A 16492-nucleotide genomic window follows, 5' to 3' on the forward strand; every position below is an offset into this window, starting at 1 on the left:
GTTATTTATTCCTGGTTTGCAAGGCAATATTAGTTAGGCCTTCGAATTGGCAGATATCTATAACGCTGACAATGGTTTTGTAAGAGGCGGTTTCATCACCCGCTATTTCAACTAAGGTCTGCTTGTTTGCTTCGCCAATTTTTCGCAAATGATCTTGCAACCCTTTAGTTGAAATTTCTTCCCCATCCAGAAATAGGTTTCCTTTTTTATCAACGCTAATTGATACAACGCCGCCCGACGTCCCGGCTGGCTCCAAGCTAGTACTTGCTTCTGGTAACACAACCGCCAGCTCACGCTGCCCTTGTGTTGCAGTTTGTTGGGAGAAGGATGTAGATACCATAAAGAACATCAACAGAAAAAAGATACAATCAATAAGCGCAATTAAACCTATTTCGGGCTGCTCATCTTCACCAAGATTAATTCGCATAAGCCACCTTGTTCGCGTCTGGAAACACGGAGGTTTCTTGTGAATCTGAAAATCCTTCGCTGACAAGTTGATTGATGATTCTTTCAAACTGCAAGCCAAAGGACGCACAACGATGCTTAAAAAAATGATGCATTGCTAAGGCTGGCAAAGCCACGCTTAATCCTGCGGCGGTATTGATAAGCGCTTTTGAAATGCCACCCGCCAAGAGCGCTGGGTTACCCATACCCTGCGAGTATGCAATTACGTGGAATGCCTCGATCATTCCAATGACGGTTCCTAACAAACCCACTATAGGGGCGACTGTTGCGATAATGGCGAGCGCGTAAGCTTTTTGTTGATGTTGACGCAATTCTAAGGATGCAATTTCACTTGCACCCGTTATTAGGCTGTCTGGGTTGCGGTGTTTATAAAGTGTCAAAAAATACAAAATGCGGCCCAAGGTATTGTTCTCAGATTCAAGTAGACGCTGCGCATCTTGAAATCGCTTGTCCTGCCATAAGGGCTTTATTTGAGTGATGAGTTCATAAGGATAAAGGTGTTTCGCACGGAAATTGATAAGGCGCTCCGCACTAACCGCAACCAGCAATACCGACATAAGAAGGATAATGACGAGCGCAATCCCACCCTCAGATAATTGCTCTGCAAGATTAATATCGGCTGCGCGTGCAGCTAGCGGGCACACCAATAACACAAAGAAAATCGGGTAACGATTATTAGAAAGTTTCAACATACTTAACCTGCGATTGAATAAAGAGAATAATCTCGAATGCTGGATTGAAAGTATTATTGAAAAGTTGGAACCTAAACGCAGAAAAAGATGCCGAGCGGATGTTAGGCGTGATGAGTGGAGATTTAAGGAACAGCGATTGGCAAAAGCTAGTAACAGTTGATGGGTAGGTATTGATTGTCGATATTAGTATTATTCACGCCCACCGCAATCATGCCTTCAGGTACAGGCGAATTTCCGCATACCCATGAGATAGGACTCTCCGGTGATCCCTTCACCACTATAGGGCGAATAGTCAAAACCTTCTTTTTTAAAACACCATTCGCTTTGTTGCCGAAGGTAATATTAAATGAGCCCATTTCATAATCTATGCGCTCTACATAATTTCCAATAAGAAACTCTGGCTTAGGTATTCCTGCATCTAAATTGTTTCGCGGGAACTTTTTTTGAACCTGATAAAAAAGGCCAACGCTGTCTTTTAAATTTTTTAAAAGCTCAACAGATTCTATAATCTGCGCGCGAGTGTTTTTGGATTTAAAGCTGGGCATGGCTATGGTCGCCAATATGGCAATAATCGCCAATATGACCATCATTTCTAGCAACGTAAAACCCGCAGATTTGCGCATGCTCATCCCTTAATGACTTTCAGCGAATAAACTTAGCTGCATACCAACAACTGGCGTGCAGCTCGTACCCCTGCTCTTTTGCCCATTTGATTCCGGCGCGCACCAGTTTTTCCGCCAGACCTTTACCGCGGAAAACCGGAGGTACGAAGGTGCTAGTGAAATCTATAGAAGTTGTGCCAGAAGGTTGCTCGCTCAAGCGATAGTGCAATTCCCCTCGGTTGCCACCAACATCAATTAAGAACATATTTTGTTCTGGCAAATGATCAATTTTTTCCATAAGAACTCCGCTAAAAGTTGGCCTTCTTAAATTTCAAAGCCTTAGACTTCTAAGGTAAATATAGCCTCGCTGGTCGAGCATTGCTCTGCTTTCTCGCACCGCATTTCTGAATTCAATAAAATAGCTTCGCCGGGAACTGCCAGCTGCAAGATCAGGTACTGCTTAACCGCTTGCGCACGTTCATGAGCCAGCCTGGTTAAGCGTGCAGGATCAACATTTTCCGCAGTAATTAAGGCTTGATATTGTTCTTCTGCGCTCATCTCCGCATTGTTGATAGCTGACAATTGAGCGCTATATTTCGCACTTACCGCTTTCATCCACGCCGCATCGTGTAATTGCATGGATTCACTACTAACGCCTGCGTTTTGCAACGCACTTTTAACTTGCTCTTCTTTAAGCGCAATCAGATCACTGGTTTGGTCATAGGTACCTTGAACACTTAAACGCATCTTGGGGCGCTTGGCCAAGCCTTCTTTTATAAGTGCCAATTTTTCTCGTGCTGCATTAGTCAGCTGTGATTCGCCCGCTGTGAATTGAACCTTTCCCAAATCCTCTTTTGTATTTAGAAGGCTACTAAAAAAACGAAAGGGTGCTGTTACAATCTTTTTTAACGTATTTCCCAAGGCACGTAAAATAAGATCGCGTAATTTAAATTGTGGATCGCTCGGTGAGCCAGATATTTCGGTATCGAGGACAGCAACTCCATTAGCATCAGTCAACATCGCCAACCCAAGACGCAAAGGTATATCTATAACGCGAGTTCCACGAACCTTCTCACCAAACTCGAGATGATCTATCACAACGTGATTTTTACCAAGAACCTTGCCGTCCTCGTAATGATAATTCAAATCAGCACTTAATAAACCCTTGTTAATTTTCCAGCCCGCGTACTCTGCGGAATACGGAGAAAACGCCCCCATATCCATTTGTTTAAACGATAAAAGTGCATCGAGTTTTGGCGCAGTTCTAAACACATTTGCTTTACCCTTAAGAGTAACCGGGGCATATCCGTCTACATTTCCTTTAAGGTCAATAATGGCGAGTGTACTTTCATCTGAAGAAATGTTAACAACTTCACCCGAAAAATTTTGCACAATGGCCGTGAACGATGGGACTAACGACTGATCATAGAAACCGATTGCAGCATTATTAATCGCGAGCTTATCAACTGCAAACTGCCATTTCTTTTCAGCATTTCCTTCTGCCGTCTTTTCATTAGGTTTTTCTACTTGAGGCACCAACATTGCCTGGACATTGGTTTTGCGGTTTTTATCAATAATGAACTGCCCGTCTAATTCGTTGAGCATTAACACGGGAACATGAATTGTTTTATCCGCAAGCGAAATCTCTGCTCCTTGCCACTCAAGGCTTTTCCATCTAACAGCATCTTGTTCCATGCTCGTTGGTTTTAGCTTGAGGTCAATCAATTTTCCGTGGCTTTTTATTTTTTGGGGTTGACCTGCAATTAGCTCAATGTGGTTTTGAAATTCTATTGCACCTTTCAAAACTTCCAATCTTACATAGGGCTCCAAAAAGCTATTAAACCAAACGAATGGAATATTTTGACCATTGATATCGACACTGCCTGATAATGAAGACACATTTAACTGGCCAGATATTAATATTGGTGATGCGTTATTCAGCGTCGTTTCAAGCGTGAAATGAGACGGCTTTGACGCTCCCAAATCAACATCAGTAAGCGTTATATTTAGCGCAGAAAGATCAAAAGGATTATTTTTCAGGATTTGAACGTGTGTATGCACACTGGCATTCACAATGGACAGGTTTTTAATTAAAACGGACACCCTTGAAGATTGATCGTTTTTTGCAGCTTTTTTCGCCACAGCTTTTTGATGCTTCAACACATCATCAAAATTCCATGCACTATTCTCCTGCTGAACCGCAGCTGTTTTTAATTGCCGAATTTTTATATCGTTGATGACCAACCGACGTTCACGGAAAGATTGCGCGCAAGCGAGATTTATATCGACACCTTCTGCCTGCCACAAATTATTGAGATCTTTTAAATGGCTAACACCCATATTGCATCTAAAAAGCTCAACCTTGATTTTGTCGTGCTGTAAGTGATGACCTGTTTGCTGAAAATATTGATCCGAGAGCGCGCGGTTAACCCACGGCAAAAGCACAAGGTAATATCCGCCCCAAAGCAAAAGCGCGACAACAATAAGAACACGAACAATAATGGATTTAAAAAAAATGGATAAAAAACGGCGGGCTATAGCGAAAGGAAAAGAATAGCGGCTCAAGTTAACGAAACTCCTATTAGAACCCGAGCCGCCAGCAATGGAATTTGCAGCGGCTCTTAAAGCATCAATTAATCGACTTTGGTTCCCCACAAATCGTATTCATCTGAATGCTCAATTAATACATTCACCAAATCACCCGGCTTCACGTTTTCTTCGCCGTTTAAATAAACGCAACCGTCGATTTCAGGTGCATCTGCAAAGCTACGGCCAATAGCACCTTCATCATCTACCTCATCAATTAACACTTGTAAGGTCTGCCCTACTTTTTGTTTTAAACGCTCGGTAGAAATTTCTTGTTGCAGCATCATAAAACGATCGTAACGTTCTTGCTTTACGTCATCTGGAACATGATCTGGCAAGTCGTTGGCTTTTGCGCCTTCAACCGGTGAATATTGGAAGCAGCCTACGCGATCTAATTGTGCCTCTTTTAGAAAATCTAAAAGTTGTTGAAAATCATCTTCTGTTTCGCCTGGGAAACCCACAATAAAGGTTGAACGAATCGTGAGATTTGGCACTTGCTCGCGCCAACTTTTAATTCGTTCCAGCGTGCGCTCCACTTGACCAGGACGACGCATTTTACGCAGCAAAGTCGGGCTGGCGTGTTGGAAAGGAATATCCAGATAAGGCAACACCTTGCCTTGGGCCATGAGCGGAATAATGTTATCTACATGCAAGTAGGGATACACATAATGCAAACGCACCCACACGCCCAACTCGCCCAAAGCGGCAGCTAATTGGTACATATCGGTTTTTAGTGGGCGACCGTCCCAAAAGTCGGTGCGATGTTTGATATCAACACCGTAAGCGGAAGTGTCTTGGGAAATCACCAAGAGTTCCTTAACACCGGCTTTCACCAAACGCTCGGCCTCACCCATGACCTGCCCGATTGGGCGACTGACCAGCTTCCCACGCATGTCTGGAATGATGCAGAAACTGCAGGAGTGGTTGCAGCCTTCAGATATCTTCAGGTAAGCGTAATGGCGCGGCGTGAGCTTAATACCCTGCGGTGGCACCAGATCAGTAAACGGATTGTGCGTAGGGCTTGGCGGCAAATGCTCATGAACCTGTTTCAATACTTCTTCGTAAGCGTGTGCACCGGTTACCCCCAGCACATTGGGGTGAATTTGAACGATCTCGTCTTTCTTCGCACCCAAACACCCCGTTACCAGTACCTTACCGTTTTCTGCCAAGGCCTCACCAATTGCGCCTAAGGATTCCTGTACCGCGCTATCAATAAATCCGCAGGTGTTCACTATCACCATATCAGCATCGCTGTAGCTGGGTACAATGTTGTAACCCTCGGTGCGCAGCTGGGTGAGAATTCGCTCGGAATCCACCAGATTCTTAGGGCACCCGAGGGATACAAAGCCAATCGTATTGCCTTTGCTGCCCGGCTGAGTCTGACTCGCCAGCGTTTTTGCAGGGGTGTCTAGAGTGGTTGTTTGAGAAGGGTCGAAGGTATTTACGGTCATAAAATCTCGCGGGCCGATTCAGGGCTTGGCATAAAGCTGGAAAAAGGCCGCTATTGTAGGCGTTTAGGCTGTGTTTTGCATGGGGATCTAAGCGGCGGCGTCACCGAAAGCGAAAAAGAAGTCGCTATGTGGGATTTATACTGACGAAATTGCTATACAGCCCTTCCTTATCAAATGTGGCAATTTCAAACATGTAATCGCCTTTTAAATAATCAAAATAATAGGCATCCGTAAAGCCATCGGTAATACGAATAGTTTTGTACTCAGAGTCGCTTCGTAATTTATAGCGCAACTCATAACCACCAATCTCCGTGATATCCAGATAATCGCCATTCTCCCGCTGTGTGGGAACGCTCCATAACAACTGGACAGAACCATCAACGAGTTTGTTTGAAATGGACGAAGAGGATGCCAGCGAAGGCTGGCTTGAACTCGATGTTGAAACCTGGCTGATTGCGGATGAAGACGAATTGGTTGGGGAACCAGAGCTAGGCGAAACGCCCGGCGATGGTGATGTCCCGGGCACCGAGGAGTTAGCCGATGAAGCCGCCTCTATCGACGAAGATTTAGGAACAGGCTCGGTTTTAGGCAAGGATTCTACAGGAGCAACCGAGCTGGAAACCGCCACATTTGAATTGCTTAATGCCTGTGAACCACCGCCTGCGCCGCCACCCCCTCCGCCACCGCAAGCAGCCGTTAACAGAGGTGCGATGAAAACCATTGCTCTTGTCGTCGCTTTTAAACGGCGCTGCCAATTCAAATTAGCATGCAATTGAAGTCGGCTAATAAAACCCAGTTGAACTAATATTTCTCCGAGCTCGGTTTTTACATGAAGATCTTTCTTCCCGAAACGTTGCGACTGTAAATTTTGCTGAACTTCAATTGCTTCACGTAATTGCAGCGGTGTAATCAAGCCCTTTTCAACGAGTAGATCACCCAAACGTAACGATCTATGAAAATCCGCCATATGAACTACCCAGAGTTTAATGATATACAGCTAAAACATAGTGCAGGATAGAAAAAAACACCAATGATTTTCAGATCATAAGCGCCTTAATTTGATATTGGCGCTTAAGGACTCCAAGGCCGCGCTGATTGTTGCTTTTGTTGTTCCGATATTCAATCGCATAAATCCGCTTCCCGCTTCACCAAACACAATTCCAGGGTTCAACCCGAGCTTGCATTCTTTAACAAAAAAATCACGGAGTTGTGTGTCAGTCATTCCAAGCTCTTTACAATCTAACCACATCAGGTAAGTCGCTTCTGGTTTCGAACATTTAATTTGCGGAATATTCTCCTGCAAAAAATCCGCAACATAGTTACGAGTCGATTCCAGATACTTCATGAGCGCTTCTAGCCAAGCTTCGCCGCCAGTATAAGCAGCCTCAAAAGCCACAATACTCAAAGGATTGGTATTTCCTACATGAAGCATTTCAAATGCATTTTTCATCGCCTTGCGCTGCTCGGCATCTGGGATTACTAGCGCGGACAAACCTAACCCCGGGATATTAAATGTTTTATTGGGCGCAACGGTGGTAATAATTTTATCGCCCGGCTGTGCCAAACGTGCGAGAGGGATATGAGTGGCTTCTGTATAAACAAGATCTGCGTGAATTTCGTCGGATAAAATCGTTAAATCGTATTGACGAGCAATGCGTAAAACCTCTTGAAGTTCATGTTCTTTCCACACCCTTCCTACTGGATTATGAGGAGTGCAAAGCATGAGCAACTTTGCACCTTGTTTTGTGCAGCCCTCTAAATGATCGAAATCAATTTCATAACAACCATTTTTTTCAACCAAAGGGTTTAATAACAACTTTCGATTATTGGTAGTGACTGCTGAAAAAAAAGGAAAATAAACCGGAGGCTGAACAATGACTCCTTCACCTTCATTTGCAAAGGCTTGAACAGCTGCAAAGAGCGATGGAACAACACCGGGAGCCATCACAATCCATTCGCGCTCAATTACCCAATGATGACGACGCGCGAACCAGTCAATCACTGATTGATAAAGACTTTCAGGGTAAAGAGTGTAACCAAATACGGGGTGATGTAATCGCTCTTGCAGAGCACGCGTAACGCAATCGGGTACTGGAAAATCCATGTCAGCAACCCAAAGCGGCCTTACATCTGTGGTTCCGAAATAGGACTTTCTGCCATCGAATTTTACGGAGTTGGTATTTTCGCGGGATATTGGAGTATCAAAATCAAACAACATTTCAGTGACGCTCTTGGAGTCGAAGTAGCCGCTAGACTAAATCGACCCAAGAAGACAAGTCAATTATTTAACACGTTTCCAGAAAGTCACTTCAGAGAGCGTGTGCTGGAACTTTCGTTTGGTTTCGCGAATCACAAAAGGAACTTCCAAAGGCCCCTTAATTAACTCGAAGTGCTCACCCAGATGTGCCTTTAACCCATCCAGAGTTGTAAAACTTTCACCGTCCTTTTTGAAACCACCAATCCATTCCTCGCGCGGTGTATGTTCAGTTAACCAAGTGTAAGGCGATGTAAGCATCAAAACGCCTCCGATATTTAAACGTTCATGGATTGCATGCAAAAACTTGGCAGGACTATAAAGACGATCAATTAAATTGGCGGCCAAAATAAAATCGTAACCGGTAAATTGCGGCTTTAAATTACACGCATCACCTTGGAAGAATTCGACTTTATCCTTGGTACGTTCCAAACCTAAATCAGACAGGCTCCGCGATTTGTATTGTACAAGCTCGCCTTCATCAGCCAAGGTATAGCGCAAGGTTTCATTTTGTGAAAGATGAACGCCTTGACCGATAAAACGCGCAGAAAAATCTACGCCAGTAACAAAATCAAAATGCTTGGCCAATTCAAAAGTCGCACGACCGGAAGCGCAGCCCAAATCCAAAGCTTTCGCCTTAGTAGAATCACCCAGGGTTTCAATTGCTAAGGAGACCAAGGCTTTTGGGAAATTGGCAACGCCGAAATATTCGTCACCATAATGAAATTCTGCATACTCCGATAAAAGTTTATCCGTTTCGTAATGAGATCCTGGCACTGGTTTTAATTCCCCTGAAACAACATAGCGGAAACCCGCGTGTTGGAAAAAATGACGGCGAAATGCATAACGAGATTCAACAAGCGCTTCGTTACCGCAAGAAATCCATGAGCCGCCCTTAATTAAGTTGTGGCGCTCATCGAATGTTGGAGTTGTAAAATCGTCGTAAATGGTGTGTACATCAAACCCTGCAAACGGATAAATTGGCGTTTCAGTCCATTGCCAAACATTACCGACAACATCATAAAATTCTCCTTGCGGAAATTTATTGACGGGGCAAGACGACGCCCAATAATCAAGATGGATGTTTCCGTTTGCTTTGTGCGGACCAGGGTTTTGCAAACCGGCGGCGGCGTATAAACGATACCATTCATCTTCTGTCGGCAAACGAACAGCCAAACCAGTTTCCACTTTTTTCCAATTACAGAAGGCTTTTGCCTCGTGATAATTAACTTCTGCAGGCCAATCCCACGGCATTGGAATTTCCTCAGTCATTAAACGCAAATACCACTGGCCATTTTTCTTCAACCAAAAGGTAGGGTGTTGCGCGCGCGTAAATGCGACCCAGCCCAATCCTTCTTCTTCCCAATGGCTTTGATTTTTGTAGCCGCCAGCTTCAACAAATTCTAAAAACTCTTGATTGCTCACCAAAAATTTGCTGGCTTGGAATTCTGGAATATCCGCAGAATGCGTACCGTATTCGTTATCCCATCCGTAATAGGGATTGGATTTTTCTTTACCCAAAGTAACTGTTCCAGCCGCAACTTTAACAAGTCCATTGACAGGAGCATGACCAGTTTCCCGGCAGGGTTTCCAGTCAGGATGATTTTTCACATGAGCGAGTTTGTGCTGGCGAATAAGTACAGATGAAGTCTCTAAATGAATTCGCTCGTGTTCGATACCCATGATGATTGCCCACCACGGATTATTCCAATCTACTGGCGTTTGTAGAGGCGCTGTTTCAATCAAATGAGTGACCAGTGCGCGAACCTTATCGCGATAAGCTTTTACTTCTGCAGGGGTTGGCCATTGGTAATGAGCATCATTGAGATCATCCCAACTCATTTCGTCAACACCCACAGCAAAAATCGACTCAAAACGCGGATTAATGCGTGTATCAATCATACGAGCCAGTAACAGTTTGTTGACAAAAAAAGTGGCCGTATGACCGAAGTAAAAAATTAATGGGTGGCGAAGTGAAATTGGCTTTTCGTAATAAGCCAGATCGCTCGCGAGCGTTTCAAACAATGATTCATAGCGATCAAAAGTCGTTACAAAATATTCGTGTAACTGTTGCCGAAGAATAAGAGGATTTTCTTCACGAAGATTAGGCGTGCGAGTGAACAGCCGCTTGCTTGGAGAAACATCGGTCAGCTCGCTGGTTTTGCGTACACTAGTATTTCCTGTTGGCATAGTTAGACCTTATATCCCCATTTTTATAAATCGAAAAACTAAAGCTTAAGCGATTAGATGATTGAGCCAGACCGTTGTTACAACTTACCGACAAAATCTTTTGCAAATTGCCACGCGATTCGCCCACTGCGCGCGCCACGTGTACGGTGCCATAACAGCGCTTCGAGCTCGGTAGTTTTATCCCAAATACCACCCAAATATTCCACCCAGTAGCGCGCAGCGGCTAGATAATCCTCTTGAGAGAAAGGGTAAAAGCTCAGCCAAAGACCAAACCGCTCAGAAAGCGACACTTTTTCTTCGGTGGTATCGCCCGGCCGAATTTCGCCATTTTCGTTGTTGACCTCTAGGTTCTCTCGCATCTTCTCGGGCAGCAGGTGCCGGCGGTTTGAGGTGGCATAAAACAAAATATTGTTGGAAGGCGCCGCTATCGAACCATCGAGAGCTGATTTGAGCGCCTTATAGGTGCTCTCACCCTCCTCAAAGGACATGTCATCACAAAATATAATGAATTTTTCAGGCCGCTCACTTACCAAATCCACTATGTCCGATAGCTGGATCAGGTCAGTTTTATCCACCTCGATAATCTTCAAACCTTGAGCTGAAAACTGGTTCCAGCAGGCCTTTACCAAGGTCGATTTTCCCGTACCGCGCGCACCCGTCAGCAAAACATTGTTTGCAGACCTGCCCCCAACAAACTGAGCGGTATTACGGACTATGGCTTGCTTTTGGGTTTCTACGTTCTTAAGAGAATTTAGATCTATCCTGTGTGGATTTTTCACCACCTGCAAGTAACCTTTGTCACCTGCTTCACGACGCCAGCGGAAAGCACCTGCCGACCAATCTGGCTCGGGATTAAGTGGTGGGAACACGGCTTCTACCTTATTCACCAGGCGCTCTAAAAGTTGAACAATTTGATCTAATTCGGACATGTTGTACCTCAATTCTGGAGCTAGCCTGAAAATAGTCTATAGTTTTGGGGAGCTAGCTCGGCATGCAACAAAGGCTCAGCCTCCCAGTTGATTCCTGCATCTATTCAGGCTTCGCCATTATAGATACTTGTATGCCAATTGTTGTCAGCAGCCTATCTTTCAAGGAATACCATGTTCACCAAACAAGAAGCCCAGCTAATTGCCCAAACCCTGACGCAGCGACGCGAATGGCTTGTTAAAAACATGGCAAACCCCGATTTGGCATCACACAAAGCGCAACATCAACAAACCTTAGAAGTTTTGGATAGCGCTTTGGCAAAACTCGTTTCCACCCAAAAGCCAGCGGCTGCCGACACACAACAGACCTCCAAAAGAGTTCCCGTGAGCATCGCTCAAAAACGCGCCCAGATGGAACCCAGCGAAATTAAAGTTTTGGTGGTTGACGATGACACCTTGATTTCGTCCATGATGAAAGTGTTGCTGGAGTCCTACGGGGTAGCCCACATTGATACCGCACAAGATGGTTTGCAAGCTATAACCATGCTTTACGATGCCAACCCCGTGTACGACTTGGTATTGTGTGATTGGAATATGCCTATTAAAAACGGGTTGGATGTACACAATGCTATGCGCGCGGCGGAGCGTTACATGGACACCTGCTTCATGTTAGTGACCGCAGTAACCGAAGCAAAACAAATTCGCGCGGCAATCGAAGAAGGCGTAGATGATTACATTGTAAAACCCATCGAAGAACAAAAAATTATTAAAAAATTTGCTCGTCATTTTCCAAAGTTTGCAAAATAGAGTCCATCAATCCGCGCAGTTTGTTGGGCAGTTTAGATTCGATTAACCGCCCCTAATCCAGCTTCTTCTTTACACCGTTGCGCGCAAAAACAGGTTTCGGCTACTCAACCTCAGCCATAAAATCCAAACTCGCTTGTTGCCTTATAGTGCGACGATGATTGGCCATTAGCTTGGCAATTTTTTCCTGATCACAAACCTGTCTATCTAATAAAACACGTGTTTTCAGCTCGCCAACAGGTTCCGCCGTTGGGCATTTGCTGAATACAAATTGGTTGGAGATCAAATCCATAAACGGCCCAGACTTGCTGCTCGGCATAATAAAGTTAAGTTGCAAGCCCAAACTTTCTGTTAAGTAATGAATGACCTCGCGCGAGCGATGCTCATCCATTTTGGAAAATGCTTCATCTACCAAAACCATTCGCAAATGGCTGTTCCCCTCGTTAAAGCGGAAAGCAGATGTAATAGCCGCGCTGCGAATAATATAAGCCGGCGTTTCCAGCTGACCACCCGACCCTGTTCCGTACTGACTTAAGGCAATGGGTGCTTTACCTTCCGGCTCTTTGTAAATTTCATAGCTACGATAATTGCGATAGTCTGCAATACGCATCAATTCACGCTGAGCTTTTTGTTCGTCTTCATCGAGTAACATGCTCATGAGGCGCTCACGAACTTTCAGGTGTTTTTCATCCAACTTCATAGTGAACAAGGTTTCGTTGTCGTTCACATTTGGGCTGTCGATGACAGCTTTAAAGAACTGCCAATACTCTTTAAATTCTGGCACCCACGACCAATCAAAACGAAACCGCTCACGATCCGCGCCAAAGCGGTGGTGCTCAAGCTCCTTGTTAAGTTCTTCCAACGTTTTCTTGCCATCATTAATTGCTTGATAAATGGAATGACAAAGGTTGGATACAAAGGCGTTATTAAAACTTAACCGAAGCGATTCAATTTCTTGATGACGTTGCGCCAATATATGGTTCTTGTCGCGATTATAAAGCGCGTCAAACTGACGACGCATATCGCACACCTGCCGGAAATTAGATGAGCCCAACTCATCGTTATAATCCAGATTAAATAAAATTGAATCAGCCGTTAAACAGTATTGGTTGTGTTGCATTACCGCTTGCTGCAAACGATGCAAAATAGACTTTAACTCCGCATTCACGCCCGCTAGATTATTTTCAAAATAGCTTGCACTGTGCTGCAACACAGCTTCATCTGCAGTTTGAAGTCGCTCATCAATATTGAAATCTGGCCACACACCTTCAATAGCCTTCAAGTTGCTTTCGCATTCATCCACTGTTAGCAAGGTTTTATCTTGCTCCGCATTCAGCTTTTGACAAAGGGCATCAGCATTTTTTAACTCTGCACGGCAATCAACTTGGGCGTTGTTAATCTCGTTAAAGGATTGCTGCTGTTGCTGCAACTGTGTTTTTAATTCATTAAGCTCTTCATCCAAAGCTTTAGTATCGCTGAGATCTAGCTGCTGAAGACTCAATTCAATCGCAGCTATGCGTTGCTGCGCATTAAGCATTTGCTGCAAGGTATCGGCGTAACTCAAGGGTTTTAATTTATCAACCGCGGCCAATAGTTGCTGCACCTCTACCACATACTCTTTAGCGGCTTGCCATTCAATATTGAGCGAATTAAATTCCGTGCGCTTTGCGTCCAGCGCACGCACTCGTGCACCTTGGCCGAACACCAAATCAGATTCCGGCATATCACAACGAAACATTGCGTAGTTACCGGAACCCATTCCGTCTTTGGTCACACCGCGACGAGTGCTCCGTAACTCTTTGGCAGATTCCACACGTTGTACGTTAGCGTAGCTCGCGCGCAAATAGGCTTCAGCCGTTGCGTGCGAAAAACTCATAATATTCAAAATCGAGTTCTGCGGAATTTCACCGGATTTTTCCATATCCACGCGAGCTTTATCGCCTTGAATAATTCGTGCGCGGCTGCCATGACCGGAAAGGTTGCGTACCAAGGCTATGGCCTCAGCTTCGTATTCGGGCGAAACAATAATACCGAAGCGCGCAGCGCCTATATAACCTTCGATCGCAGCCTGCCAATCAGGATCGGCAACGCTTACGTAATCACACAAAACACGTGCATCTGCCTCGGGCAGTTGAGCCGCGAGTGCATCCAAGGCAGCGCGAACAAAATTAGGGTAGCTAAGTTGGTGCGACTCTAGAGCTTGAATTTCGCGGCGTTTAGTTTCAATGGATTTTTGCAGGCGCTCTGCGCTTGCACTGCGTTTATCGCGCTCTTGCGCTAGCAAATCACGCAAATTTATTTTATTACCCTGAAGCGACTGACTCTCTGCAGAAAATAAACTCTGCACAAAGAGGTTATGTGTTTTCTGTTGCTCGGATACAAGATCAATATGCTGCGCTAGAGGCTCCACATCAATCCAGTCGCGGTTCAACAATTGGTGAACGTCAAGCGACTTATCATCATTAACAATTGATTTTGCCAGTTGGTGCAAATAGTTGTCTTTTAAAACGGGAATCTCAAGAGAAATAGAGGTATTACGCAAAGCCAACACAAACTGCTGAGCGGCTTCTTTGTTAAGAGATAAGTGTTGTGACTGCTTTAATAAATCAGGAACGAGGCTATGAATAAGTTTTTCCTGCGCACTTTTTTCACGATCCAACTGATCTTTATCACGCAACGCAGGCACACCTAAACGTTTTGCCGTGGCCGCCAAGATAAGCTGATTAATTTCATCTTTTTTAACTTCGCACAAGGCTAAGGACTGCGCATAAGCTGCAGCGCTTTCACGTAAAGACTGTTGTTTGTGCTTTGCATCCAAATAAAGAGATTGGCAATCATTAAAACGGCGTTTAGCAACTGAATAATGCAAAACTTGTTGCTCAAGCCAGCTAGCAATAAAGTTATCGCTCAGGCTACGCCCTGCGGCCATGCGATCAATCGCTTGGCGTAATTGTCGTGCATCTGCCTCCATAGTATGTATGCGTTTAAGCATGGCTGAAACGGTACGAATTGCTTCACCTAAATCACGGTACTCAAGCACCTCGTTTGCCACAAATTCATCAATACCTTTAATCGGTTTGTACGCCATAAAGCGAGAAAAAGCCCTTGCTGCATTCATTGCCTCACGTTCTGACACGGCATCTTTGCGGCCGCGTAAAATTCCGTATAAGCGACAAAGGTAGGATTTTTTCTTATCGTATTTTTCAACTTGCTCAGCACCGTATTGACGTTTTAAAGCCGCGTATACCTTGTCGAGCGGTACAACATATTTATGCGTCTTTTCTTCTTTGAGCAAATCTTTCAGACCTAAAGCCACATCGCTCAATATGTAGAACTGACATTCATCCAGACGCGCAACTTTTTGCAGGTTTGCACCTGAGCCTGCAGTTTCCACAAAAGCTCTCATGGCAATAAGTGCGGTAAAAGGCTCGCTGTTCTCGCCTTGAGTTGGATGAAAGACCGCGGCCAAATAACCATCGCAGCCTTGAGGGCGCGCATAAGCACCGTCGTCACAACCTAACACATAGGATGCAAGAGTACGCACGACTTTGCCGCCCCTGCCCCGTTGGCTGGATTCATCTTGCCCCGGGTTGAAATGAAACAGGTTGTCGTGCGCAGCCGTCATGATGGTTTGGATTGCATCTGCCGCTGTCGTTTTGCCAGAACCATTGCCGCCCGAAAACAAATTGATCGGACCAAATTCGAATTCCGTATTGGGAACGTTGCCCCAGTTAACGTAGATAAATTTCTTTAAAAACATAATTCAGACTTTCTAGGATTCGGTATCGAATATGGATTTTGTTAAATGTGGTGAACGCTTTGAGGGAGACTTTTTGATCGGCTCAGCATTTTCCAGCTCGTCATCCACAAGCAACATATTGTCAGCAAGATGGAGGCGAATTTGATTCAACCATTCGTTGCTGACCAAATGAATAATAAGGGGGCGAATTTTTATCCAGCTTTCACCAGAATCAATATCAGCTTCGGCAAAATAATGAATCAAGCGTAACTGCCGCAAACGCTTAAATGCCTGACGTCGCTCACTCAGGTTTTCTGGTAAATTCCGGCGCAATAAACTTTTCATTGCCAAGGCAATTGCTTCAACTGACAAAGTAGCGCAGCCTTTTTCATCCACAACACCTTCGCGCAATGACTTGTCGTATTCCGCACGCAGAACCAAAATCAATGCAATTTCATGCTGGTTTAAACGGCTACGGAAACCACCATTGAAAGGCTCGTCGCTTTCGTCATCCATACCCGGTAGACGTGCGCCCGGCGGCAAGATGCGAACAAAATTAAATTGAGTGTCGTGTTGAAAACGCACACCCATCAGCGCCAGATAGTCATTCACCGCTTCGTGAATACGCAAAAACCTGTCATAAAGCTCTGCTTCAACTAAAGAGTCGTCGCGGCAAAGTACACCGTAATCCAACAAGCGTTGAATTAATTCTCGCCAGTCTTCCACGGATAAATTGTGTTTATCCAACTCATCTTGCAAGCTGGCAATAAAAATATTACTCAT

At 44.7% G+C, this 16492-nt stretch carries 13 protein-coding genes; 1 reads left to right on the forward strand and 12 read right to left on the reverse strand.

Going from position 1 to position 16492, the window contains the following annotated elements:
- Window position 1: 1 nt before the first annotated feature.
- The 10 genes from U1F02_RS01430 to U1F02_RS01475 form a co-directional block, all read right to left on the reverse strand.
- Window positions 2-427 carry an ExbD/TolR family protein gene (locus tag U1F02_RS01430; protein ID WP_409988564.1) on the reverse strand — a complete coding sequence of 142 codons (426 nt, stop codon included), beginning with the start codon at window positions 425-427 and terminating at the stop codon, window positions 2-4.
- Complete coding sequence (locus U1F02_RS01435; protein WP_409988565.1) at window positions 417-1157, reverse strand: MotA/TolQ/ExbB proton channel family protein; 741 nt, start codon at window positions 1155-1157, stop codon at window positions 417-419. The genes U1F02_RS01430 and U1F02_RS01435 overlap by 11 nt, the downstream gene beginning before the upstream one ends.
- A 146-nt stretch (window positions 1158-1303) precedes the next feature.
- Window positions 1304-1780 (reverse strand): pilin, encoded by a 477-nt coding sequence (locus U1F02_RS01440; protein ID WP_409988566.1) that lies wholly within the window; start codon window positions 1778-1780, stop codon window positions 1304-1306.
- Between the two features lie 19 nt (window positions 1781-1799).
- Window positions 1800-2057: a GNAT family N-acetyltransferase gene (locus U1F02_RS01445; RefSeq protein ID WP_409988567.1), complete on the reverse strand. Its 258-nt coding sequence runs from the start codon at window positions 2055-2057 to the stop codon at window positions 1800-1802.
- 41 nt (window positions 2058-2098) lie between these two features.
- On the reverse strand, window positions 2099-4324 hold the full coding sequence (locus U1F02_RS01450; RefSeq protein ID WP_409988568.1) for a DUF748 domain-containing protein: 2226 nt from the start codon (window positions 4322-4324) through the stop codon (window positions 2099-2101).
- Between the two features lie 68 nt (window positions 4325-4392).
- On the reverse strand, window positions 4393-5796 hold the full coding sequence (gene rimO, locus U1F02_RS01455; RefSeq protein ID WP_409988569.1) for a 30S ribosomal protein S12 methylthiotransferase RimO: 1404 nt from the start codon (window positions 5794-5796) through the stop codon (window positions 4393-4395).
- Between the two features lie 124 nt (window positions 5797-5920).
- Complete coding sequence (locus U1F02_RS01460) at window positions 5921-6763, reverse strand: hypothetical protein (protein WP_409988570.1); 843 nt, start codon at window positions 6761-6763, stop codon at window positions 5921-5923.
- Between the two features lie 75 nt (window positions 6764-6838).
- On the reverse strand, window positions 6839-8014 hold the full coding sequence (locus U1F02_RS01465) for a MalY/PatB family protein (RefSeq protein WP_409988571.1): 1176 nt from the start codon (window positions 8012-8014) through the stop codon (window positions 6839-6841).
- 63 nt (window positions 8015-8077) lie between these two features.
- Complete coding sequence (ovoA, locus tag U1F02_RS01470; protein WP_409988572.1) at window positions 8078-10240, reverse strand: 5-histidylcysteine sulfoxide synthase; 2163 nt, start codon at window positions 10238-10240, stop codon at window positions 8078-8080.
- A gap of 77 nt (window positions 10241-10317) precedes the next feature.
- A complete protein-coding gene (locus tag U1F02_RS01475) occupies window positions 10318-11169 on the reverse strand; it encodes an ATP-binding protein (protein ID WP_409988573.1) in 852 nt (283 codons plus the stop codon).
- 171 nt (window positions 11170-11340) lie between these two features.
- Between U1F02_RS01475 and U1F02_RS01480 the strand changes: the two genes are divergently transcribed.
- Window positions 11341-11973 (forward strand): response regulator, encoded by a 633-nt coding sequence (locus U1F02_RS01480; protein ID WP_409988574.1) that lies wholly within the window; start codon window positions 11341-11343, stop codon window positions 11971-11973.
- Between the two features lie 100 nt (window positions 11974-12073).
- On the opposite strand, the gene U1F02_RS01485 is transcribed toward U1F02_RS01480, so the two are convergent.
- Together U1F02_RS01485 and U1F02_RS01490 are read right to left on the reverse strand one after the other, a co-directional pair.
- A complete protein-coding gene (locus tag U1F02_RS01485; RefSeq protein WP_409988575.1) occupies window positions 12074-15730 on the reverse strand; it encodes an ATP-binding protein in 3657 nt (1218 codons plus the stop codon).
- Window positions 15731-15742: 12 nt separating this feature from the next.
- Window positions 15743-16492 (reverse strand): DUF4194 domain-containing protein, encoded by a 750-nt coding sequence (locus U1F02_RS01490; RefSeq protein WP_409988576.1) that lies wholly within the window; start codon window positions 16490-16492, stop codon window positions 15743-15745.

This window comes from Cellvibrio sp. (assembly GCF_046347455.1).
Taxonomy (GTDB): Bacteria; Pseudomonadota; Gammaproteobacteria; order Pseudomonadales; family Cellvibrionaceae; genus Cellvibrio.

Bases quoted from the DNA above. Each gene is read 5' to 3' on its own strand.
- U1F02_RS01430 (WP_409988564.1), bottom strand. From the start codon at position 427: ATGCGAATTAATCTTGGTGAAGATGAGCAGCCCGAAATAGGTTTAATT.
- U1F02_RS01435 (WP_409988565.1), bottom strand. From the start codon at position 1,157: ATGTTGAAACTTTCTAATAATCGTTACCCGATTTTCTTTGTGTTATTG.
- U1F02_RS01440 (WP_409988566.1), bottom strand. From the start codon at position 1,780: ATGCGCAAATCTGCGGGTTTTACGTTGCTAGAAATGATGGTCATATTG.
- U1F02_RS01445 (WP_409988567.1), bottom strand. From the start codon at position 2,057: ATGGAAAAAATTGATCATTTGCCAGAACAAAATATGTTCTTAATTGAT.
- rimO (WP_409988569.1), bottom strand. From the start codon at position 5,796: ATGACCGTAAATACCTTCGACCCTTCTCAAACAACCACTCTAGACACC.
- U1F02_RS01460 (WP_409988570.1), bottom strand. From the start codon at position 6,763: ATGGCGGATTTTCATAGATCGTTACGTTTGGGTGATCTACTCGTTGAA.
- U1F02_RS01465 (WP_409988571.1), bottom strand. From the start codon at position 8,014: ATGTTGTTTGATTTTGATACTCCAATATCCCGCGAAAATACCAACTCC.
- ovoA (WP_409988572.1), bottom strand. From the start codon at position 10,240: ATGCCAACAGGAAATACTAGTGTACGCAAAACCAGCGAGCTGACCGAT.
- U1F02_RS01475 (WP_409988573.1), bottom strand. From the start codon at position 11,169: ATGTCCGAATTAGATCAAATTGTTCAACTTTTAGAGCGCCTGGTGAAT.
- U1F02_RS01480 (WP_409988574.1), top strand. From the start codon at position 11,341: ATGTTCACCAAACAAGAAGCCCAGCTAATTGCCCAAACCCTGACGCAG.
- U1F02_RS01485 (WP_409988575.1), bottom strand. From the start codon at position 15,730: ATGTTTTTAAAGAAATTTATCTACGTTAACTGGGGCAACGTTCCCAAT.
- U1F02_RS01490 (WP_409988576.1), bottom strand. From the start codon at position 16,492: ATGAGTAATATTTTTATTGCCAGCTTGCAAGATGAGTTGGATAAACAC.